This is a genomic window from Clostridium polyendosporum (assembly GCF_018332455.1).
Classification (GTDB): domain Bacteria; phylum Bacillota; class Clostridia; order Clostridiales; family Clostridiaceae; genus Clostridium_AY; species Clostridium_AY polyendosporum.
In genome coordinates this window covers 1-23346 of the sequence record NZ_BOPZ01000025.1, presented here as the reverse complement: position 1 = coordinate 23346, position 23346 = coordinate 1, and the positions used below count along the sequence as shown (strand labels likewise).

Genomic DNA, 23346 nt, shown 5'->3' with positions numbered 1-23346 from the left:
TTCTCTATTAAATACTTAATAGATATGGTTTTTTTAACAATTTTATAATTTGTTAACTATCAAAGTATAAATTTAAAATTTGCGAGAAACTATCTTTCGTAGTTTCTCATTTTCTAACTTTTAACATATTACATACTTCGTCTACCAATTCTTCATTAACCTTAGCAACTAAAAACTTACCTCTCTTTTCTGTAAATACCAATTCGGCATTGCTTAATTCTTTTAGATGGTGTGAAATCGTTGGGGCCCCAATATTTAATTTGCTTATTATATCCGTTATAAAGCATTGGTTATCAGTATTAAAGCTTTGTTCAGTGCTTTTTGCTATTTCTAAATAAAGCTCTACTCTATTTTCATTAGATAGTGCTTTAAATATTCTAGCTAATTTTTTTGATTCCATATTACCTCACACATTTCGATTATTATCAAATCATGAAATTATATTAAACCAACTTTAATGATATGTCAATGAAATTCAAATATTTCTAAAGTTAAGCCAAACATTTCCCCCCCTCATATAACTACTTTTACAATATGTTTTTTAGGTATACTATATAATAAAGTGCTATTCTCTTAACAACAGAGAATAGCACTCAATTTATATATAACTATTTTTACGAAAAAACTAGCCACCGTTTTTAGCGGTTTGGTTTTAATTCTATTGATAGATAAAAATTTAATATTATACACCTATTATAAATTTTAATGTAAACAGTACTGCAAATATATACATTATAGGATGAACTTCCTTAGCTTTTCCTTTAAATACTTTAACTATAACATAAAAAATAAATCCAGCAGCTATACCATTTGCAATACTATAAGAAAATGGCATCATTGAAATTGTAAAGAATGCAGGAATACCATCTTCTAAGTTCTGAAAATCTATTCTTGTAATAGAACTTATCATAAGTAAACCAACTATTATCAGTGCTGGCGCTGTAGCCTGAGTTGGCACTATACCAACAAGTGGTGATATAAATAAGGCTAGAAAGAAACATATTGAAGTTACTACGGAAGTTAATCCAGTACTGCCACCTTCACTTATACCTGCAGCACTTTCTACATAGGTTGTTACATTACTTGTACCCATTAATGCACCAATTGAAGTAGCTGTAGCATCTGCAAATAAAGCTTTATCCAATTTTCTTGGGAATATTCCTTTTCCTGGTTTATCATTTTTTTCATCAAATACACCAGTATTTGCTCCAGTTCCTATGAAGGTTCCTATTGTATCAAAAGTATCTACAAGACTAAAAGAAATAATTATTGCAATAACAGTGAAAAGTCCAACTTTTGCAGAAAACAGAGCTCCAAAATCAAGCTTAAATAATGTTGGTGCTAAACTTGGAGGTGCTGAAAAAATACTAAAGTTCTCTGGAATAATTATATTTAAATTAGCATTAAATCCTAATTGTGCAATTACTCCAACAATAGTTGTCAAAATAATTCCTAATAATATTGCACCTTTAACTCTTCTAACCATTAATATAACAGTAACGATTAATCCAAAAATCGCAAGGAGAGTTGTAGGAGACTTTATATTTCCGATAGCAATTAATGTTGCTAGATCTGATACTATTAGTCCTGCTCCATTAAAACCTATAATTGCTATAAATAATCCAATACCAGCACCAATTGCATTTTTTAAAGATTCTGGTATAGCATTAATAATTGCAACTCTTATTTTAGTTATGGTAATAAAAATGTTGATAAGACCACAAATGAATACTACTGCAAGAGCAGCTTCCCATGATAATCCGCACGTTAAAACTACATAATAAGTAAAAAATGCATTCATTCCCATTCCAGCGGCTTGAGCGAAAGGAACATTAGCTACAAGACCCATGATAAGTGTTCCTATTATAGCTGAAATGATTGTTGCAACGAACACCGCACCTATTACTGAATCATTAAAAGCATTAAGTCCTGCCTTACCTACTGCATCCCCTAACAATCTTTGTTCATTCATACCTGCACCAGCAAGTATGTTAGTATTAACAAATATAATGTAAGCCATTGCGATGAATGTAGTAATACCAGCTATAACTTCAGTTTTAATACTAGTATTATTTTCTTTTAATTTAAAAAATTTTTCCATTTTCATCCCCCATCCTTTAAAAATAATCGGATAATTCTTTATACAACCTCATATTTAATTTTGCTTTTGGGGCGTTTCTGTCTCTGTCATTAGTATAGGTCTCACAGTAAATAACCTCCTAAATTGCTATTATATGTATATTCTATATTTGTTATAAATTTCCTTTTAGTGGTAATAATTTAGCTGAGGTGAAAATATGAAAAAGAGAAGTTCTAAAAAAATAGATTTTTTAATATTGTTTTCATTGTTATTTTTATTAGGTTTCTTTGGCACTCTATTTTTAAATTCGATTTTATACTATTAAGAAAGCTCTGGAATTAATCTAGAGCTCCTTCTCTTATATATAATATTTAACTTTTGTCGTCTATTATGAAAATTATTTAGTTACTAATAAGTATGGAACCACTAGCCCCACCAAAGTTCAATGAATTCCCGTCCTTTATCCTCAATATTTCTCCACTATTAAAGTCATAATTGTTTAATTCACGCTTGTAAATTACAAACTTTTTCACACTCCTGTTTTTTTCTTCAGGTAATTTTACAATTAAAATCTCAGCTTAAAAATAAAGCCATTATAGTAATACTGAAACTTAACCTATTCTTCGCTTATATTAATTTAATCAATACACCAATTACCAAATATTCCAGCATATATTATTAATATCAGTTAATGCTACTATCATTTACACTGATTTCACAATCTCATCACAATTATCCCATAAGTTAATCACTTATATGCAATACCATTAAGTCATACATTTAATGGAGGTGTTTTATTTGAACAAAAATAAGAAGATAAAATTTATAAGATGGGGTTTGCTGGCATTATTTTTAATCTTAATCACAATTCAAGGATTTTTACATCAAATAAAAGGTGGTGGGGAAGCTGCTTCTATACATGCTCTGTGTCCTTATGGTGCATTAGAAGGCTTATATAGTTTAATTGGAAGCGGAACATTTATTGAAAAGATTTATTCAGGAACAATGGTTCTTTTTGTACTTACTATAATAATAGCACTTATATTTAGAAGAAGTTTCTGCGGACTTATATGTCCATTTGGTGCCTTACAAGAATTTTTTGCTTTGCTTGGTAAGAAGATTTTTAAGAAAAGTTTTAAAATACCGAGAAAAATTGATATCTATTTAAGATATCTTAAATATTTAGTTTTATTAATTACAATATTTTATGCTTGGAAAACCGCTGGACTATGGATGTCACCTTACGACCCTTGGGCTGCTTACGCACACCTAAGTGAAGGCATTTCATCCTTAATTGACGAAAATTTAGTTGGCTTTATACTATTAATAGTTACTATTATAGGCTCAATACTTTATGATAGATTTTTCTGCAAATACCTCTGTCCTATGGGTGCTGTTTATGGTTTGATTTCAAAATTTAGTCCATATAAGATAGTAAAAAATCAGGAAAAATGTGTAAACTGCAATCTTTGTACTAAAAACTGTCCTATGAACATAGATGTAGCTAACAGTAATCAAATAACCTCTGCAGAGTGTATAAATTGTCAGCTTTGCGTACTTTCTTGTCCTAAAGATGGATGTTTAGAAAATAGACAAGTTACTAAATCATTGAAGCCTGCTTTAACTATTACCATGGTTATAGTGCTATTTTTCAGTGGCATACTAATTAGTGAATCTTTAGGAATTTACAACACATTACCTGCACCTATTCCTGCCAACCAAACCATCACCGCTGATGAAATAAAAGGTTATATGACCTTAAAAGAAGTTGCTAACGGGTTAAAGGTAGATATTAAAGAGTTATATGAAAAATTAGATATTCCTGAAAATGTACCAGAGAAAACAAGATTTAAAGATGTAAAAAATTTTATACCTGAATTTTCAAGTGACGAAGCTAAAGACATATTAGGAAAAGACTAGAATATTAAAGAAGGGAAGGTCATAAATTGTATCCTTCCCTTTTCCAATACGCTATAACTGTACATAACTATTTCATTTTCAGAAGTTTCTTATATCAGTCTCCTCTTATCTTTTTTCGCTGAATTATTAAACATAACTAGTTTGTTTTTTGCATATAAGAGAGTGAAAAATATTTGTGAAAGAGAGGAATCAATTGCAGATTCATGTTGTACAAAAAGACGATACTTTGTTGAAAATTTCTAGGTTTTATGGGATTGATATGTCACGAATTATCGAAGCAAACCAAATTCAAAGCCCAGATTTGCTTGTAATTGGCCAGGCCTTGGTAATTCCCACGCCAGCCGGAACACATATGGTAAGACCACGAGAAAGTCTTTGGTTAATTGCACAAAAATATCGAACTTCACCCCAGGTAATTGCCAGTGACAATAATATTGCCAATCCATTACTTATATATCCTGGACAAATGCTTTTTATGAGAAGACCAGTTATAGAAGTAAACGGTTATCTGTCAAAAACTGGCACCGTAGGCCAGCAAGCTGTTATTAAGAATAGTCGTTATTTATCATCTGTGAGTATCTTTAGCTATTACGTAAAATCGGATGGAAGCATAGTTCCATCACAAATAATAGCAAATAAATATGTTTCTCTGATGGATGATACTGAAGTTATTAAAATTACAAAATCTGAACACTTAGTCCCTATCATGGTCATAGCAAATTTTGTAGGAAATAGATTTGACTCCGAGCTTGTACACATTATACTTTCTAGTAGTGAAGTTCAAAACATTTTAATTTCAAATATTCTTACAACAATGAAAAGCAAGGGTTATCTCGGTTTAAACGTTGACTTTGAATTTATTTACCCTGAAGATAGGCATTTATTCAACCAGTTTATACGTCAGTTAGTAGACCGCCTACACCCTGAAGGGTATTCAGTCTCAATTGCTTTGGCTGCCAAAACAAGCGACACGACAAGCGGCATATTATCTGGAGCTCAGGACTATGCAGTACTTGGACAATTAACTGACTTTGTAGTTATAATGACATATGATTGGGGATGGGTGGGAGGTCCTCCATTTCCTATAGCTCCTATAAACGAGGTCAAGAAAGTAATTGATTACGCGGTATCTGTAATTCCCCGTGATAAGATTCTGATGGGTGTACCTCTATATGGATATGATTGGAAGTTGCCTTTTAAAGAAGGAGAAACAACAGCAGAAATGATAAGTTCGTATGAAGCCGTTATTCGCGCATCAACATATAGAGCTGATATTCAATACAATTATCTTTATCAATCACCCTTTTTCCTATATACAGATAAAGATGGGATCAAACATGAAGTTTGGTTTGAAGACGCACGTAGTGTTCAAGTAAAATATAACCTTGTAAAAGCATACAAGTTGCGTGGAATTAGCTATTGGGAGATATCATTCTCTTTTCCTCAAAATTGGTTGGTATTAAATGATGTTTTCCGTGTCAGCAAGTTATTGAGGTAGTAGCATTCGTGTCACTATGCTGAAAAGCAAATGTAATTACATGGTTATTAGATGATTAGAATACAGTCTCAACAGACTGGAAAATAAGCCATACTTTCTTATACAAGGGCTGTGACTAAGTATTTTCATACTTTTGTCACAGCCTTATTTTCATAACTTCTTACTTATGATTAAATATTTAAATATAAAAACTCAGCTTTTACATCTGAGATTTAGGCAGTCTAGACTAAAAGCTGAGTATATGAATACTTCAGGTTTAACTAACTGCTACTTAAATCTAAATCTCTTTACTGGTAAGCTTTCATATTAACATTAACAATGAAAAAGAAAAGTATACTAATCCTTCACCTTATCTAGAGGTAAAAGTTCAAAGTTACCTTGTATTGTTGAATAAAACTATATAAATTATACAGAATATAATATGTTAGTTATTATGCCAAAATAAGTACAAGCATTATTATTAAATTTTCAAGATAATAACCAGTGATATAACGCTTGTAAAAAATACTTATACTAATTTTCTATAAAAACAACTAAGGAGATGGTTTAAAATGAGTGAATTAACAAAGCCACTTAGACGAACTTGCGCTACAGAAGATGTACATAAAAGATTATTAAGAGAATCTTCAAAGTATAGGGAAGCACGAACTCAAATAGAAAATATGACATTAAATCTTATGGAAGATACTTCTCGTAATGCAATTGTAGATGTAGTAAAAATTCCAATCGTTATTCATGTTGTGTGGAACAAACCTGACCAAAATATATCTATTGCTCAGATCAAGAGCCAAATAGATGTACTAAATCGTGATTTCCGCGCTCAAAATTTAGATGTATCTCAAGTTCCTTCTGAATGGAAAGACCTTGTTTCAGATACTTTAATTGAATTTCATCTTGCAACTAAAGACCCTAATGGTAATCAGACAAATGGTATAACTGTAACGCAAACGACTAAAATCTCCTTTTCTCATGACGACGATTCCGTGAAATCCCAAAGTTCAGGTGGTGCTGATCCTTGGCCAGCAGATCGATATCTGAATTTATGGGTATGTCCTCTTGAAGGTGGTCTTCTAGGTTACGCTCAATTTCCAGGTGGCCCTGACGAAACAGATGGTGTCGTTATTAACTATATAGCTTTTGGGACTGTAGGAACAGCCCAAGCACCATTTAACTTAGGACGTACTGCAACTCATGAAATTGGGCATTGGTTAAATCTCCGCCATATTTGGGGTGATGATCAGTCTAAGCCCAATAAATGTTCAGGCTCAGACCAAGTAGAAGATACTCCAAATCAAGCTGTGCCTAACCGCGGTAGTAATACAATCTTCCCTCATATCACTTGTAATAACGGTCCTACTGGAGACATGTTTATGAATTATATGGATTATGTGGATGATAAAGTTATGGTTATGTTTACTAAAGGTCAAGTAGATAGAATGCATGCTTGCCTTAATGGGCCTCGATCATCCTTTTTACAACAACCAATTTTAGTTTAAAGTGCTGCAAGATGGCTATATCTCTTCGCTAGAGAGTATCCATCTTGTCTCCTTACTTATAATCTTATAAAAAGAAAGGATGAAAAATATGAACCACGTACCTAATGAGCTTTATCAAAAATGGCGTCATTCCTTCGAAGAGGATAAGGATGACATAATGGTATTTAGACCAGAGCCTTTCAATTTCCCACCTTCCCGTGGTCGAAGTGGCATGGAATTTAGGCATGACGGAACCTTCATAAAAACTAATATTGGTTCAGCTGATGTAAATGAAGTGTCTAAAGGTCAATGGCAAATGAAAAACTCACATAACTTACAAGTATCTGTTGATGAGGACAAACAAAATCTCGAAATTATCGAATGTGAGAATAATATACTGAAAGTTAAAAGCCCTTCAACCAATACTTAGTGAATTAATACTTGACAAGTCTAAGGCCTAGGAACAGTACAAGTAAAACCGGGTTTATACTCTCCATACATCCGCCCCTCGGGATCGAAAGCAAAGCCAAGGTAGTTCTTATAGAAATTAAAATGCCGGACAAATCCCTTGTGCACACTCATTAATGGAAGCGATCCAGAGTCGTAAACAGAATACGTACCCATGAGCCCACCATACGCCTTTACCTTGGCGTTCCTGGCGATGTGGTAGGTGTAGCTCGCTCTAGTCACCTTACAAAAGAAGTACTTCAGGAACTTGAACTTGATCTCGATCTTCTTCTTGTCGGGGAACGGTCCGCCCAGCTCAGTCTTTATCCAGCTTTCCAGAAAGTCTGCTTGCGCTGCATTGAAGTTCGTGATCTTGAATACCACATCATCTGTTAGACCTCTCTCTTTGTACGACGGATGATGCTCGATCTTAACCAAGATCTCATGGACTGGGAGGGGAAACGTGCATCCCCAGATCCAGATATACCCTCTTCCGTGAAAGGCCTTCTGGAAGTTGTTCAGCGCAGTGGTATTCATCGTCGGGGAGATGAAGTCCTTGGCGGCTCTCGGGTCCATGTCGTCTGGATCACGCATACCTGATGGTAAGACAAATGGCATTGGCGTGGTGGACGGTGGTACAGTGATATACATTATGCCGTCATCATAACTGTTGACGAGAATCGGTCCATCTATCCAGGAGTGAGAAAAGAAGCTCAGCTCGAAGAGTGTACCAGGCGCACTGGCACCAATATGTTGCACTTCATTATAGATATCAAGGATGGACATCGTATTACGCTGTCCGTCCTTGAAACGATAGTCCGTTTCGCCACTACTACTTACAGAGCGGTCATAGTTGGCTCTGGAGATGCTCTTAAAGGGAGAGGGTGTCAGCTTAGTGGTCTTAGTTGCCTGCTTGCCGCCCGGATAGGTAATATCGTGGGTCACGACTTCACCTCGGCGAAAGTCGAAGATCTTGAACGTCATTTCCTCTTTCACCCTGTTGGCAAGAAGGATGCGCTTCATGCGGTTGTCGCAGAACACTCGGAAATCGACGCCTTTGAACTCATAGTCAACTCCAGCAACCAGGATAAATTGCTTCATCCCCGAGTCCGCCTGTTAATCCGATCCCAATCACTCCGAAAACCCGGATCGGCTACTAAAGCTTCAGCCGATGACTTTTTTTTAAGAGCTTTAACTTCCTTCAGAAGTTCTGTAAGTAACTTGAAGGTGTTTTGTGCCACGCGTTCAATTCTTACTAAATTACTTTTATTCATAGTTTGACTCTCCACCATATTCCTTTTAATCTTTATTCTGTAATATCTATGACAGTTCTACATAGATTACCACATTTTAAATAGACTTCATTGAAATCTTTATATTCATTTGCATAAGCTATTAAGTCACCTATGGCAATAGATTTCTGTATAAAAAAAACCTGATAAAATCAGGGTTCAACTGCATTTTCTTTGTAGCCTTAAGACCATCTCCATGTGTGCTTTGATACAAAGATCAGAATTATGAGTTTTGTGTAAAAGTGCCCCTAAAAGTAAAGGGGACAAAATTTTTAGATTTATACGTCTACGCACAATATATACTAAACATTATATCTCTTTTCTTTGACAAATAGAGCATGAAAATAAGTATGATATAATGCCTATAATACTAATAATTACTACTACTAAAAGCGATAGACTAATTTTATTACTCATAGTTAAAGCTAAAACTCTATCCAAAAATTGAGGTGTTAAAATACTACTATTGCTTAAAACTGAAGGCAATGCGAATATAATAAATGCAGGTACTGTATATAATAATGCAGATAAAATCTTACCTTTAATACCACTTCTAATAAAAAGCGATATCCTCATTTACTAGTTACCACTTTTTATTAAAAGTTATAGAAAAAGGAACTGCCAGCTCACAGCTCCTTTTACATATAAAACATAAATAGTTTTAATAATAGTAACCTCTGCCCATCTTACTCTTTGCAAGTAGTTGAGATATACCAGTTTTTTCCCATTCTTCAACTTGTTCAATTGCTTCTTGAGGAGTCTTACCCAAGCCTACAAGGACACCTGACAAAATAAATTCCTGATATAAGTGCTCTGGGTTAATTCCTTCTTTAGCTTCTGCTAAAGCACGATTTACTAAAGGAGTAATATATCTTACCCAGTCATCGGGACTAAATTTAGATTTATCCGGTGTTATACTTCCATTCATAGATGGAACGTTCATGCTGCTATTTAGTGTAAATAGATAATTATATTTTGAGGAATGCTTTAGTTCATCTGTAATTATATCAAATAGTATATCTTTATATGGACCCATAGGCAGTCCTCTTCTAATTGCTCTATACTTCTCTACTGCTCTTAATTCTCCGAATAAAGCTTTTTTAATACCATCCAGGTATGATTCTGGTCTTTCAAAAGTTTCTTCTTCACCAGCAGAAACCTCCATTCCTGTAAAATCCTTATAAATTCTTCTAAACAATCTATTATGTCTACGTTCATCGTCTCTTATAGATGCTATAATTTCTTTTTCCTCTCCAGTAGGTGCCACACTTATGAGATACTCATAAAACAGCTCATCTTCTCTTTCACCTTGAACTCCCTTTTTTACTCCTTCAAGCGCCTCTTGTAATTGTGGATTATACATTGTTGGATTTTCTGCCCTAGGCATAATGTACACTATAATTCCTCCTAAAATAATAATTCAATAATATAGTATGGTTTAAGTGTAAAAATGTGAGTCTCGCTTTATTTGCATTTCATTTTCCATGTTTGTACATCATCATTACTACTTTTAATTATCGATTATTATAAACTTATTTAGCTAAATACTACTGCTGCAATAAAAGAGTTATATTAAAAATTAGGTATTCATGAAGATGTTCCAGAGGAAAACTTGTCTTATACCCATCCTGCGAAATATAGGTATAGGAGGGCACTATCCTTGAAGTGCATGCTGTAATAAAAATCCCGAAATAATACCTATAAGTATAATCCAACCTATTTTATTAGTAATAATCCCTAGAAAAACACTAAGGAGAATAATAATAGCCGCGTTAGTCTCTAGAGCTCTTTCAATATCCCATTCTTTATCTAAGTTTTCAATTCTGGCTATAATTTCTTTCCTGCTTCTAGTTTTGTAATATTCAATATTCTTTTGTGTTTTCTTTTGAATTCTCTTATTTATCTTTTCTTTCGTGTGCAGTCTGACCCTTTGCGTAGTAGGTGACAATATGCTCTTTAGCATTTTATACACTCCTCGCATATTCATTTTAATAATATTTTTAGTTTACTCCAATACATACAATTTATTACGAAGATATTTCATCTGATTTCTGTTTCCTTTAATATTATTCATTATATAAATATAGTACGTAAGTTTATGATAGTCATGGCTCTTACGGCAGTTAGATTGAATTCAGACTTGAAAAAATGCTTAAAACCGGGGTTAAACCTATAATCTAGGTGTTATGGTTTGGTTTATAGTTACTGTTATAAGCATTCTTACTCAAAGCCTTACTAGACAAATGTAATCAAACTATATTGATATAAAAAAATCTCGATTTTGAAAGGAGATTCATCAAAATCGAGATTTTTATTCATTTCTAATTTGGACTAGTTCTAAAAATGCTTATTTAAAATAGTTGTTTCTATTTCACAATTAAAACAGGACACTGAACTCTTTTTGCTACTTTATGACTAACGCTGCCCAATACCATTTCTTGCAATGAATTAAGACCGCGACTACCTACAACAACTAACTCAAACTTTCCTTTATTTGCGTAGTCTACAATTGTTGGACCGGGTTCTCCATGTAATATCTTAATTTGATAAGATAAATTACTTGATTTTAGCTTTTCTTCAATAGGTAAAAGTTTCTTTCGTCGTGACAATTCTAATTCTTCTTTTCCTTGAGCATGAAGAACCTCACTCGTTGATTGTGAAAAATCAATCACAACTATAACTTGAATCATACATTTGTTGGCTAATGAAGCAATTTTTATTGCTTCTTGTGTTGCTCGAAGTGAATGTTTTGATCCATCTACAGCCAGTAATATATTATTATACATTTACCCACCCCTAATATATATTATTACATATTTACCTATTTCTAATGCTATATTAATGTGCTGCTAATTTTACATTTGGATTATTATATATAGCTAGTCTATCTACCAATCTTTTACTAGAATCATTTAAACCTAGAATAGTGACTTTATTATTATTTTCATGATATTTAATGACTACTTTATCAATAGCTCCCACAGCTGAATCATCCCAAATATGTGTATTGGAGAAATCAATAATAATCTTTGTATTCTTTGTAGTAAAATCAAACGATTCTACAAATCCTTGAACAGATGCAAAAAATAATGGACCTCTTATATCAAATATTATATTTTGATTTTCTTTTCGTTCAATTACTTGTATCTTTGAAATTTTAGCAACGAAGAATAGTGCACTTAATATAACACCTGCAATAACACCTTTTGATAAGTCATGCGTTGCAACTACAATGATAACTGTTGCTAACATAACAGCAGCATCACTTTTAGGTGCATTCCTTAAATAAGAGAACGAAGACCAGTCGAACGTACCGATTGATACCATAATCATAATACCTACAAGAACAGGCATTGGGATTTGCACGACTAAATCACCTAATACAATAATTAAAAACATTAAAAATATTCCTGCCACAAAAGTGGACAGTCTACCACGTCCCCCTGATTTAACATTAATCACAGACTGTCCAATCATTGCACAACCTGCCATACCACCAAAGAAACCTGTAATGATATTCGCAATTCCCTGACCTCTAGCTTCTTTGTTTTTATTGCTCTCTGTTTCAGTCATATCATCTACAATTGATGATGTTAATAAAGACTCCAATAAACCTACAATCGCTAAAGCAATAGAATATGGAAAAATTATTTTTAATGTTTCAAAAGAAAATGAAATATCTGGAATAAAAAACTTAGGCAGCGATCTTGTGATAGATCCTAAGTCTCCAACTGTTCGTAAGTCTAGATTCATAAAAATAGAGACAGCTGTTAACAAAATGATAGCTATCAATGGCGCTGGAATAGACTTAATAAATTTAGGTAATATGTAAACAATCATCAATGTAATTACTACAAAAATATATGTCATGTTAGAAATTCCGATAAAATGTGGTACCTGAGCCATGAAAATTAAAATTGCTAATGCATTTACAAAACCAATCATGACAGCTCGTGGAATAAATTTCATTAATTTTGCTATTTTACATACACCAAAAATCACTTGTATAATACCTGTTAATATTGTTGCTGCTAACAAATAATTCAGTCCATGTTCTTTTACTAAAGGAACCATTAGTAGTGCCATCGCACCGGTTGCCGCCGAAATCATTCCAGGACGACCACCTACAAACGCAATGATAACTGCAATACAAAAAGATGCATATAATCCAACCATTGGATCTACTCCTGCAATAATGGAAAATGCAATTGCTTCTGGAATTAATGCTAATGCTACAACAATCCCAGCAAGGATATCCCCTCTAACATTTGAAAACCATTCTGTTTTTAACTTCTCAATCATTTTTTATACACCTCACTCTATTATTTTTTACTTTTAACTCTTATAAAACTCAAGTTTGCCACACATTAAAAATAGTTTAACACATACGATCCCAAAACGGAACCATTTTGGAACCCATTTTATAAAAAAAATTATGGTATAATAAAAGAAACATCTTAAATACTAGGAGAGCATCTATGTTAATTGGATATATGAGACCATATCAAGAAGATTTGAAATGTGAAGATCAACTAAAGAACTTAAAAAAAGCAAATTGTACAACAATCATTTCAGAGGAACATTCATCAGCAAAAAAAAGAACTCAACTAAAAAATATGTTAAGCATCCTTAAAAAAGGTGATAAAATAGTCGTTACAAAACTTTTTACGTTAGCTGATTCAACACGTCATTTAGTCGAGTTATTAGAAATAATTAATACGAAAGGTGCTTATTTTCAATCTCTTACTGAAGGGATTGATACAAGTAATACTACTGGATATCATTTCACTGATATTGTAAAACACCTTGTTGAATTTCAAAGCGATGTAATAAGCGAAAAAACAAAAAAAGGATTATATGAAGCAAAACAAAAAGGAATCACTACAGGACGACCAAGAAAACCTGATGAAAATGTAAAACGTGCTATTGCTATGTATCAAAGTAAGAAATATAGTCTCTCTGAAATAAAAAATGAAACTGGAATTAGCAAATCTACATTATATAGATATCTAGAGAATTAGATATTTTTTATAGTTATCTCAGACATGTAATCTACCTCGTATTAAATGTTATAACACAGAAAAATAATGTTTCCTAACCTCGTCTTAGGGTAGATACATGTTTCTGTATAAAAAGAACCCTGATAAAATCAGGGTTCAACTATATTTTCTTTGTAACCTTAAGGCCGTCTCCATGTGTGCTTTGATAGAAAGATGTATTGATACTCAGAATTATGATTTTTACGTAAAAATGCCCCTAAAAGTGAGAGGGGGCAAAATTTTTAGATTTATACTTCTACATACAGTATATACTAAACATTATATCTCTTTTCTTTGACAAATAGAGCATGAAAATAAGTATGATACAATGCCTATAATACTAATAATTACTACGACTAAAAGCGATAGACTAATTTTATTACTCATAGTTAAAGCTAAAACTCTATCCAAAAATTGAGGTGTTAAAATACTACTACTGCTTAAAACTGAAGGCAATGCGAATATAATAAATGCAGGTACCGTATATAATAACGCAGATAAAATCTTACCTTTTTCTATACCAAATTTATAATATATAGGATATTGACAGAAGCAAACTATAGTAGCTACTGCTCCTGATAAGCAAATTGCTATAGCTTCCAACGCACTCAATGTATTTGTGTTATAAAGATACATCATTACACTTCCATCTATTATCCAAACAATAAGAATCGTACTAATTAAATATAAAAACCTGCCTAGAACCATACTTGAAATTTTAGAAGGAAGCATATAATACATCTTATCGCATTTTTCGTTACTTTCAACAGTAAATGGGGTTGCTGCAATTATGATTAAAAAGAAAAATAAGTATCCCAAGCCCATAGCAGATGAATCTTTTAAAGTTAAGAAAATAAATACTAATGGAACTAACACTAAATATTTTAATGTACCTCTCATAATTCTAATATCTAGTTTTAAATAATTTATAGCTCTCATCATAATTACCCCCTCGCACCATTTATATGAAATACTACTATATCTTCAACAGAAGGTTTTTCAAGCAACAACCCTTTGCCCATATATTTACTGTCTCTTAAATGAATTAGTCCTTCAAACCCAACATTAGATTTTTTATAACCAATTAGTTTTTCTTTTATTTGTTCTGTTAAATCTTCTCTGCCACCCTTAACCAATAAATAATCCTCTAAAATATTATCCTTTGTATCATTAAATATAGTTTTACCTTTATCAATAAAATAGAGATAGTCTGCTATTTTCTCTAGATCACTCATGATATGAGTAGAAAATAACACACTTCTTTTACCATCTGATATATACTCCTGAAGCAACTCTAATATCTCACTTCTAATCACAGGGTCAAGTCCACTTGTTGGTTCATCCAATAAAAGTAATTTTGTCTCTCTGCAAAGCACACTAGCAAACATTAGTTTTATTTTCATTCCCTTTGAAAAGTTTTTAATATTTTTATTTTGTGGTATGCCCCACCTATCTATATATGATTTAAATTTGAACTCATCAAATGATTTATAAAAACTCTTCAAACTATCCATTACATCCTTTGCTGTAAAGCATCCTGGGAAATAACATTCATCTGCAATATATCCTATAATATCTTTAAAAGCAATTTCATCATCGGTATAGTTCTTACCAAATACAATTATTTCTCCACTGTCACGTTTAAGTTGCTCCATAATAAGTTTAATTGTAGTAGTTTTGCCCGCTCCATTCTGTCCTATATATCCTAAAATATATCCCTCCGGTAATTTTAGATTAATATTTTCAAGATTGAAAGTTCCAAAGCTTTTATTTAAATTTTTTATTTCAAGTGCATACATAAATTTCACTCCTTCATCAAATTTTCTAAAATCATTATTAATTCTTCATTTGATATATTGGCTAATTTTGCACTTTCAATGGCAGAGGTGAATGCTTCTTCAATACGTTTTAAATACTGTTCCCTTACCATTTCATTGTCCTTCGGAAGTATAAAAGTTCCCTTTCCTTGCATAGTAGCTATGAATCCTTCAGCTTCAAGGTCAGAATAAGCCCTTGTGGTCGTAATAACACTTATTCCCAAATCCTTTGCAAGCTGACGTATAGATGGTAAAAATTCATTTTCAGCAAGCTCACCAGACATTATTTGCTCCTTAATCTGTACTTTAATCTGCTCATAAATAGGTAACCCAGATTTATTGGAGATTAGTATTTTCAATTAATAATACCTCCTTACCGGCATACTGTATATATTACATTATATACAGTATAATCACCTTTGTCAATATTTGGTTTAATAAAGAAAAAAAGCCAATCAAGGTGATTCTCTGACACCCCAATCGACTCATTTTTATCCTATTCAAATTCACATTCAATCTCTGTGCTATCTTCAACTACATCTAAAATCAAGTTTCCTAAAACTACTCAGCCAGATTCCAGCACCGATCGTTAAAAAATAATACTCCAGAACCTAGTATTCTCTATTTAATACTAATATGAATTTCTCCTGTTTAATAAATCAACTACATTCACCCTGAGATAACATATCTGATAACTTTACCTTGGGATGGTGATATCTTTTCCCACACATTGTACCATTTCTAAATTGCACAGTTTCTTTTGGGCACCATTGCAAGCAAGCAAAGCATTGCTCACAATGATGCTGCCATAAAGGTCTTCCCTCAACCATTTTAATATTTTTAACCGGACATATTTTAGAGCAAATTCCGCATCCATTGCATCGCTCGTCACAATTGAAGGCACTATCCATCAATTGCAAGCTCTCCACAAAAGAAAGATTTGTATAGCCTTCAAATCTGGCAATCTTAAGCCATACTGTTTTTTGCAGCGTTTCTCTTAGATTAAGGAAATCTACTAATTTTTCAATTATTTTTGCCTGTGTTTCAAGTTTCCCTATTTTTCTAGACTGAAGGTCTTCTTTAATTCCTTCAAGTTTCTTATCCCAATCATTAAACATCTTTTGTTGTTTTTCTATGGTAATTTCTCTTAGTCCAAAAGAGTTGAAAAAATCCTTTATCACAAAAGAAGGAGTTAAATAATTATAGGGCATTCTTACTCCATACCCGGCAGAAAGCCTACCCCCTTTTGATTTTATCGCCTTATCCAGATATTCCAGTGAAATACCCGGGCTGTCTCCGTATGTACATACTCCAAATACGTACTTTTTGTCTAGATTAACCATTTTGTTTACAAACCTTTTTATAATATAAGGAATCCCTTGATGATAAACAGGAAAAATAATTCCTATCATATCAGCATCGGTTTTTACAGTTTCATTTTCAACCACGGAAGAAATAGAGATTAATTCAGCATTAATGGTTTCAGCAATATCTCTTGCTATGGCAAGAGAATTCCCTGTCCCTGTAAAGTAGTAAACTATACCACTCACAACATATACCTCCTGTAACTGCTTTTACTTTTTCTAAACAATCTGGGCAGTATCAATATGTAAATGTAAAGAGGCTGGCATCTCTTTACTATTTAACACTTCTCAAAATAAAGATAAAACCTGAATATACTATAATTCCTAAGGCACAGAAAAATAGCAACTGTTGTATTGTTGCTAATGGATCACCATTTATAAGCATACAGATTCCCATTGCAATTACAGCTGTAATCATAGTAATAAAAAAACCATATGACAACATTTGAATTGAAAAACTGCTGTGAGGTCTTGTCCAGAGTAAATACGTACTTAATAACATTAATGGAATGGAAAAGCCTAAATCAAAATAACGAATAACCCAAAATACTGTTGGAGCATCATTATATGTTTTGCTTATCCCGTTAACAACAACTTCATTTACTTCTTTTAACCACATCGATGCAAACATAAGGGAAAACACTATACAAATTATAGAATAAACTGCTAAATTTCTCTTTTTAAAGTTCATGGTAACTCCTCTAAAAGCAGGAAGTGTATAAAATAATATTAATAATGAACTAATTAAAAGATATAAAAAGTAATATGCATACTTTTCGCTGTTGCCAGAATAGGTTGGATGACTCCATTCCATACCAATTGTATAGCTTAATACATAATAAATTACAGTTAATGGCGTTAAAATTAAAAAATATTTATAACTCTCTTTTTTAAATAATAAAAGCATACCTCCAATAATTAATAAAGGACTTAATAAAATAAGATTTATTAAATCTTGCCCTTGTATCTGATAAATACTTGAAGGTGACGTCTTATAAGTTAATTTGTTTAATATCAAGGGTCCCTCTACAGCAAGAAATGTAAGAACAATTCCAGAAACGATTGCATTAAGAGAAATAAATATGCGTTCAAAATTTGATACTTTTGTGGAACTTGCATACATAGAAAACACTCCTTTATTAATGTAAATGTAAAGAGGCAGGCACTTTCTCATTTTTACATATACGTTGAACAGCAAACTTGCCACTTACCAAAGCACTTGGTAATCCACCTGGAAATAAGGTCCACTGACCAGCCATGTAAAAATTATTTAATCCCTTTAAAATGCCACTGTGAGAAATAAATTTTCCCTTTGGAGTAATGGCAAAAGACATCCAAGCACCTCTATATGCTCCGCAGTAGCGTTCATAGGTAACAGGTGTTGTTACATCTATAACCTCAAATTTCCCTAATAGTTCAGGAAAGCGCTCTACAATTCTAATCATAACTTCTTCTGCAACCTCTGCCTTTGCGGCTTTGTATTCTGATATATTCTCACGTTTTTTCTTCCAAAAGTCATAATCACAATTCGTAAGAACGCAATTTATAACAGACTTACCCTTTGGAGCAAAATCAGGCTCATAGTAATAATGTTTTATTACTAAACTGTCAATTACTTTCCCCCCTATATCAAAAGGAGTTGTAGGAAAGCTTATACAATGAGGTATATGTGACAAATCCTCATTAACACCAAGAGAAACCTGAACGCAATTAGGTAGTGGATAATCTTGAGGATTGGAGTACATAATTTCAAACTTTTTATCTTTGTATTTGTTTTGCAGCAGTTCACTTAATGTAACATCTGCATCGGTAGCAGAAATTATATAATCGCCTTTTACTATTCTACCATCTAAAAGTTCAATACCTGTTGCAGTATTATTCTCAACAATTATTTTTCCTACCTTTGCTCCATAGGTAATCTTCCCACCCAAATCTTCAAATCTTTTTGCCATTCTTTTTGACATAGCAAGAGATCCCCCTCTTGGCCAACCTCCGTTATCAGCTGTGAATGTACTTAAGGTAAAAAATAAAGCTGTAGATGAATAGTAATCAATCATTATAGAACTTAACAACGCACCACGAATAAGCGAACTTTTAAATCGGCTTAAATATTCTTTTACGGTAATCTTGTTTAATTTGGACATAAGTGGGAGAACAGACTTCATATTCTTTATCATCTTTAAAAAGTCAAAAAAATTCATCATATCCTGAGGCTTATCTGCGGGCACATAACAGGTTTGAAATCTTTTGGTGTAATTACAAAGTTCTTCAATTTGATTTTTATCTTCCGGTGAAATATCTAAAAGATGAGTACGAAGCTTTTCAATGTCACGATATATATATACCTTTTTTCCCTCTTTTTCATAACAAGTAAAATAGTCATGGTTATATATTTCTACGTTATCAAGAGCACCAACTTCACACCACATTTTATAAAGCTGTGTATCTTTTTTGGTACCTGTTAGCCAGTGTATACAGCTATCAAAATGGTAACCATCCCTGTTCCATCCCGTACATTCTCCCCCAGGAACAGTGTGCATCTCATAAATTTCTGCATCAAAGCCTGCCTTTAATCCATATATACCTGCAGATAATCCCCCAATACCAGCTCCGATTATAATTATTTTCTTCATAATCTTACCCCTTTACTTTATTAGTATTCTACAAAGCTACTTAGCTATCGGTGTCTTAAAAGCATCTCTATAAATTAAAATATTTATGTAAATATATGTGTATCACATTAATAAAAGCTTACAGGTTTTGATTATTTACTTAATGCAATTTTACCTATTTCTTATTCTTCTTTAATTAAAGATAAACAACATTAATTGTTAAACAATTAATGTTAAATAAAATTACACTTTGTGAAATTTGTAGCAAACAACTTCGACATACAATGCTTTTTCTAAAATTCTTAGTTTAATATGAGCTTCCATAGCATGAATTATAATTGAGTTATGAAGTTGTGTATCTATATCTATCACAACGTTCTTTATTATTCGGAATACTATTTTCCAAATTTATGCAATTCACTCTTGTTTAATAATAACATTATTTTCATAAACTGTAAATTAATTCAAAAACTTATATTATTTTAATTTTATATTACACCTTAACATCTTGTACGTCGAACTACACACTCTACCAGTTACCTGCTGACAACTATATCAGAAAACTCCATTCCTTTTTCTGTATATACTTATGTTTCCACAGTCTCTAATATGTTACCACACACCAAAACCCTCAAGTGTATTTATCTCACTTGAGGGCCTCTAACCATTAATATTACTACGTTTTTTCTATAAGTGTTCTTTTTGACCCTTACTATTTGTCTCTGCATGTGTTTTGATAGAAAGATGATACTGATACGGAGATATACTGAAGGTTGGCTCGCTATAACCCTCTTTTGTTCGTAATATAAGAAAGTTGCAACGTAATAACACCATAAAATTTAACTCTAAATAATACGATATTTTAATAACTATTTAATTATATATAGGTAATACTTCATTATTATCTTTCATATAATTTTTCGGTGAAACGTGCAGTTCTCTTTTCATATTTACTGAAGCAAAAAAAACCTCTTCTAAGCTATTTATGCCGAGGTTAGCTAGATGTTGTTTTAACCAAGTCTCGGATAGATTAAGCTTTACTATAGTATCATTATACAATATTCCATCAACTATCACTGGATAAGATAAAGAAGGCTCTTTCCTAGTTAAATTCATATCTTCAATAGTTACTTCAGCTTTATTAGGCTTTTTAAGTATTGAAATATTACCATTCGACTCCACAATTCCTAAGAATATCTCACTTATATCAAACACTTCTTTTTCTCTTAGCATTTGAAGAACATTATCAATTGAATAACGTATCTTAGTGAGGTTTGATACTATAAACTTACCATCTTGTATAACTATCGTAGGTTCAAATGTAATTAGGTGTCCAAACTTTCTATACTTTATCTTCAATTTGGACACTATCTTCTGAAAAATTCCGATTAGAACAATTGCTACTGCGGTATGTATATGTTCAATTTTGGGGTCCGCTATATCAGCTCCTACTACTGCCCCCAATGTAATTATTACTAAAAAATCAAAAACCGGAAGCTCACCAATAGAACGTTTCCCCATGTACAAAACTATAACTAACATCAAAGGTAAGATAGTTACTATTCTACCGCTAACTATTAAAAGTTCTTTAATTAAATGCATATAAATACATCTCCCTTAACAATATCATTTATAGATTTAGTGTTTCCAATTATCACAAGAAACTTTCAAAGGTTGCTCATTTTCATCAAACATTTACATTTAATATATCATAATGCTATGAAATTAATAGCAAAAATTTAACCCTTACTATTGTCTCTATATGTGTTTTGATAGAAAGATGATACTAATGGAGGATAACCCCTGTAACCCTCTTTTGTTCGTAATATAAGAAAATTTCAAATTAATATTTAACTTTATATTGCAATAAGGTGTTTTAAATTTCTTTAAAGAAAAATATAAAATAACAAACTATAATGAATATGATATATGTGCAGTAATAGGAAATTTCACTTTAGTAGAATATACTATAAACACCTAAGGATAGAGGACAATAAATTCAAGAAAACTATTGATAAAATTTAAAAAAATATAGTCAATAACCTTTGTTATTCGACAAATAATTCGTAATAAATGTAATATATTTCATAATATATGTAAATGAATACCAACCATTACAATTACTGATTTATGAAATCAACCCGATATGAGTAATTGTGTCATTTCAAAGGGATAATTTGTTTTTATTAAGTTATAAAAAGTGACATATTTCTTTTTAATAAAGTGATATTATTTTTATAGGATAAAGACAGTAAATTAAATGTGTTACTTGAAATAAATTAATTTGGAACCACTTAATACAAAACGATATTTTATAGGGGGATATTTAAATGAAAATTGTAGAAATCTTAACTAGAAACGAAATTCAAAATGAAGTTAATTATAAATATTTTTATAAATTAGTAAGGAACGAACTGAGACTTCCAATAGGTGAGGACAAAGTGAATGTTCAAACTTACGGAATAGAAGTTGAAAGACATGATATCATCAATGGTAATTTAATAAATACTGAAATAGAAGCCATAGCTTCAATAAGTCCACAAACACATAAAGTACATAATTTATTAAAAATGGTATATGATAATGGAGTGTCTCCAAGACACTTGATAGATATATTAGGTGAGTATGCAGATACATATATCATGGACTTTGAGGTTGCTTTAGCTAGAACAGCTAATTAATAATATATATATCTATCTTAATTAAAAAAATGACAAGGGATTATTAACCTTTGTCATTTTTTTTAATTAGAATATATATCACAAAATTCAATGTTAATCTTATCTACTTTACTTTCAAAGATTAATGCATGCTCTGCCTTTTCCTCTTCAGCTATTTTAATAGGCATCTCTACACGGATGATACCAGCTCAAAAGAGGTGATAAAACATAGAAAACCATCTTATTTTAAACGTTCGTCATATTGTGACAATATTATCTCTTATTAATATACTATTATTAGAAAATATAAAAGGGAGGAACTTACCCTTATGAGTAATTGCGGTCCAGTACAAAATTGCCACCAAAAATACCCTGAGGATTGCAGCGATTCAGGAAATACTATTCAGAAGGTTTATATGAATATAAGCTGCGATAACGATAAAAATGATAATAGGCAAGAAGGCTTTGGTTATCATGATAAAGTTGAATTTAAATATGATGAAATAACCCCACCTATAGATACTCTTATATCAGTAAATACGCCCGTTCTTCAGGTAGATTTTAGCACAATAAACCCAGGAGATAGAGTATGGTTAAGTGGTGTTGTCCACTTATCTAATGATAGTGGTAATGCTACAGCACGTGTTACCATAACTATCACAAGAAGCTCTCCATTAAGTGGTACACCTGTAACTATCTATTCTTCGAGATTTAGAATAGATAATACATCAGGAGACGATTCAGTATTAGAGCCATTTTCACATGTTGATGTACCTAATACTCAACTTTTTGATGTTAGATACCAAGTTCTATTATCTGTTAGTGACCCTAATCCTAATTTAATTATCGAGAATATTGGGCCTAATACACTAACAGCAATTAGATTTATTCGATAAAAATATAGATTTTCAAAATTTTTTTATATTAAAGTTTTTGAATAAAAATGATTTATGAAAACTCTCTACCAACAAAGTAAATCTATTAAATTAATAAAGCATTAGTAACATTATAAGTTACTAATGCTTTATACAGTTTGCTGAAAAACCCCCTGTTTAAAAAACAGAGGGGTTTTCTAGCAAACTTGTGGATAAATTTTAAAAGAGAGCTTTTCTATTAATTTGAATAAAATTTTATATAAATCT

The 23346-nt window shown here is 32.0% G+C and carries 22 protein-coding genes; 7 read left to right on the top strand and 15 right to left on the bottom strand.

Annotation, left to right across the window (positions count from 1 at the left end; all coding sequences use genetic code 11):
- Positions 1–106: 106 nt before the first annotated feature.
- Together CPJCM30710_RS13320 and CPJCM30710_RS13315 are read right to left on the bottom strand one after the other, a co-directional pair.
- Positions 107–400 carry an ArsR/SmtB family transcription factor gene (locus CPJCM30710_RS13320; protein ID WP_212904667.1) on the bottom strand — a complete coding sequence of 98 codons (294 nt, stop codon included), beginning with the start codon at positions 398–400 and terminating at the stop codon, positions 107–109.
- 282 nt (positions 401–682) lie between these two features.
- Positions 683–2101: an NCS2 family permease gene (locus CPJCM30710_RS13315; protein ID WP_212904666.1), complete on the bottom strand. Its 1419-nt coding sequence runs from the start codon at positions 2099–2101 to the stop codon at positions 683–685.
- A 777-nt stretch (positions 2102–2878) separates the two neighbouring features.
- Here CPJCM30710_RS13315 and CPJCM30710_RS13310 point away from each other — a divergent pair.
- The 4 genes from CPJCM30710_RS13310 (at position 2879) to CPJCM30710_RS13295 (ending at position 7403) form a co-directional block, all read left to right on the top strand.
- Positions 2879–4000, top strand: coding sequence for a 4Fe-4S binding protein (locus tag CPJCM30710_RS13310; RefSeq protein WP_212904665.1), 1122 nt, complete (start codon positions 2879–2881; stop codon positions 3998–4000).
- A 193-nt stretch (positions 4001–4193) separates the two neighbouring features.
- Positions 4194–5498: a glycosyl hydrolase family 18 protein gene (locus CPJCM30710_RS13305; RefSeq protein WP_212904664.1), complete on the top strand. Its 1305-nt coding sequence runs from the start codon at positions 4194–4196 to the stop codon at positions 5496–5498.
- Between the two features lie 551 nt (positions 5499–6049).
- On the top strand, positions 6050–6994 hold the full coding sequence (locus CPJCM30710_RS13300) for a zinc metalloprotease (RefSeq protein ID WP_212904663.1): 945 nt from the start codon (positions 6050–6052) through the stop codon (positions 6992–6994).
- A gap of 88 nt (positions 6995–7082) precedes the next feature.
- Positions 7083–7403: a lipocalin family protein gene (locus CPJCM30710_RS13295; protein WP_212904662.1), complete on the top strand. Its 321-nt coding sequence runs from the start codon at positions 7083–7085 to the stop codon at positions 7401–7403.
- 20 nt (positions 7404–7423) lie between these two features.
- Here the strand turns inward: CPJCM30710_RS13295 and CPJCM30710_RS13290 are convergent, their stop codons facing one another.
- From CPJCM30710_RS13290 to CPJCM30710_RS13265, 6 genes are all read right to left on the bottom strand, one after another.
- Complete coding sequence (locus tag CPJCM30710_RS13290) at positions 7424–8521, bottom strand: hypothetical protein (RefSeq protein WP_212904661.1); 1098 nt, start codon at positions 8519–8521, stop codon at positions 7424–7426.
- A 500-nt stretch (positions 8522–9021) separates the two neighbouring features.
- Complete coding sequence (locus CPJCM30710_RS13285) at positions 9022–9288, bottom strand: hypothetical protein (protein WP_212904660.1); 267 nt, start codon at positions 9286–9288, stop codon at positions 9022–9024.
- An 85-nt stretch (positions 9289–9373) separates the two neighbouring features.
- Positions 9374–10099 carry a ferritin-like domain-containing protein gene (locus tag CPJCM30710_RS13280; protein WP_212904696.1) on the bottom strand — a complete coding sequence of 242 codons (726 nt, stop codon included), beginning with the start codon at positions 10097–10099 and terminating at the stop codon, positions 9374–9376.
- A 267-nt stretch (positions 10100–10366) separates the two neighbouring features.
- On the bottom strand, positions 10367–10675 hold the full coding sequence (locus tag CPJCM30710_RS13275; protein WP_212904659.1) for a DUF2892 domain-containing protein: 309 nt from the start codon (positions 10673–10675) through the stop codon (positions 10367–10369).
- Between the two features lie 403 nt (positions 10676–11078).
- Positions 11079–11498, bottom strand: coding sequence for a universal stress protein (locus CPJCM30710_RS13270; protein WP_212904658.1), 420 nt, complete (start codon positions 11496–11498; stop codon positions 11079–11081).
- 52 nt (positions 11499–11550) lie between these two features.
- Complete coding sequence (locus CPJCM30710_RS13265) at positions 11551–13014, bottom strand: SulP family inorganic anion transporter (RefSeq protein ID WP_212904657.1); 1464 nt, start codon at positions 13012–13014, stop codon at positions 11551–11553.
- Positions 13015–13190: 176 nt separating this feature from the next.
- On the opposite strand from CPJCM30710_RS13265, the gene CPJCM30710_RS13260 reads away from it, so the two are divergent.
- Complete coding sequence (locus CPJCM30710_RS13260; protein ID WP_212904656.1) at positions 13191–13733, top strand: recombinase family protein; 543 nt, start codon at positions 13191–13193, stop codon at positions 13731–13733.
- Positions 13734–14030: 297 nt separating this feature from the next.
- On the opposite strand, the gene CPJCM30710_RS13255 is transcribed toward CPJCM30710_RS13260, so the two are convergent.
- From CPJCM30710_RS13255 to CPJCM30710_RS13225, 7 genes are all read right to left on the bottom strand, one after another.
- A complete protein-coding gene (locus CPJCM30710_RS13255; protein WP_212904655.1) occupies positions 14031–14693 on the bottom strand; it encodes an ABC-2 transporter permease in 663 nt (220 codons plus the stop codon).
- Positions 14694–14695: 2 nt separating this feature from the next.
- Positions 14696–15550 carry an ABC transporter ATP-binding protein gene (locus CPJCM30710_RS13250; protein ID WP_212904654.1) on the bottom strand — a complete coding sequence of 285 codons (855 nt, stop codon included), beginning with the start codon at positions 15548–15550 and terminating at the stop codon, positions 14696–14698.
- A gap of 5 nt (positions 15551–15555) precedes the next feature.
- Entirely contained in the window at positions 15556–15927 is a 372-nt protein-coding gene (locus CPJCM30710_RS13245) for a GntR family transcriptional regulator (RefSeq protein ID WP_212904653.1), read from the bottom strand.
- A gap of 300 nt (positions 15928–16227) precedes the next feature.
- Positions 16228–17118 carry an EFR1 family ferrodoxin gene (locus CPJCM30710_RS13240; protein WP_212904652.1) on the bottom strand — a complete coding sequence of 297 codons (891 nt, stop codon included), beginning with the start codon at positions 17116–17118 and terminating at the stop codon, positions 16228–16230.
- 88 nt (positions 17119–17206) lie between these two features.
- Complete coding sequence (locus CPJCM30710_RS13235; protein WP_212904651.1) at positions 17207–18055, bottom strand: hypothetical protein; 849 nt, start codon at positions 18053–18055, stop codon at positions 17207–17209.
- A gap of 16 nt (positions 18056–18071) precedes the next feature.
- The gene (locus tag CPJCM30710_RS13230) at positions 18072–19565 is read right to left on the bottom strand and encodes a phytoene desaturase family protein (protein WP_212904650.1); all 1494 of its coding nucleotides are present in this window, start codon (positions 19563–19565) and stop codon (positions 18072–18074) included.
- A gap of 852 nt (positions 19566–20417) precedes the next feature.
- Positions 20418–21146, bottom strand: coding sequence for a DUF421 domain-containing protein (locus CPJCM30710_RS13225; protein ID WP_212904649.1), 729 nt, complete (start codon positions 21144–21146; stop codon positions 20418–20420).
- 728 nt (positions 21147–21874) lie between these two features.
- Between CPJCM30710_RS13225 and CPJCM30710_RS13220 the strand changes: the two genes are divergently transcribed.
- Together CPJCM30710_RS13220 and CPJCM30710_RS13215 are read left to right on the top strand one after the other, a co-directional pair.
- Positions 21875–22225 (top strand): DUF6514 family protein, encoded by a 351-nt coding sequence (locus CPJCM30710_RS13220; protein WP_212904648.1) that lies wholly within the window; start codon positions 21875–21877, stop codon positions 22223–22225.
- A 308-nt stretch (positions 22226–22533) separates the two neighbouring features.
- Positions 22534–23100 carry a hypothetical protein gene (locus tag CPJCM30710_RS13215; RefSeq protein WP_212904647.1) on the top strand — a complete coding sequence of 189 codons (567 nt, stop codon included), beginning with the start codon at positions 22534–22536 and terminating at the stop codon, positions 23098–23100.
- Positions 23101–23346 lie beyond the last annotated feature (246 nt).